Origin of the sequence: Campylobacter sp. CH278 (genome assembly GCF_004378845.1) — a bacterium.
Classification (GTDB): domain Bacteria; phylum Campylobacterota; class Campylobacteria; order Campylobacterales; family Campylobacteraceae; genus Campylobacter_D; species Campylobacter_D jejuni.
In genome coordinates, this window is record NZ_RYXZ01000025.1 from 1 (window position 1) to 585 (window position 585).

1 protein-coding gene is annotated in these 585 nt (G+C 29.4%); it reads right to left on the bottom strand.

Going from position 1 to position 585, the window contains the following annotated elements:
* On the bottom strand, positions 1-585 hold a 585-nt coding region (locus tag ELQ04_RS08515; protein ID WP_134224527.1), incomplete at both ends, for a 6-hydroxymethylpterin diphosphokinase MptE-like protein.

A 585-nucleotide genomic window follows, 5' to 3' on the forward strand; every position in this document is an offset into this window, starting at 1 on the left:
TCAAAATCTAAATTCGTCACATAATCAGGCACTATGCCTTTTTTCTCAAGCATACTCAAAGCCCCATCAGCACAAAAGATCACTGCTTTTTCTTGATAAGCTTTAAGTAAAGGAAGTTGTTTGGCTAAACTAGGTCCTGCAGAAACTACTATAGCATTATCAAATTTATTTTTTCTTTCATTTAAGATTCTTTGAAAAGGAATGCTTTCAAGCATAGAAGGGATGTTTTGTAAAAGATGAGAATAGCACTCAAAACCGATATGTAGGCTAGAATTTAAATTTCTTACTATGACTTCTATATTTTTCTCGCAAAGTATATTAGCCTTATACCAATCATCTTGTTGAAATTGTTTATAAAAAGAATTATTTACAAACATTTCATATAAACTTAGATACTCAAACATATCCTTCATATCAAAAAGTATAAGCAGTTGAATATCCGCTCTTTCTTCTTCGATATCTACAAGATAAATTTTTCCACTACAAAGTTCCTCGCTCAAATCTATCATACTTAAAGCTAGGATAAAAAGTTCTATTTCACTTTCAAATACAAAAAGATGTTTATAGTGTTTAGCTAAATTTTTA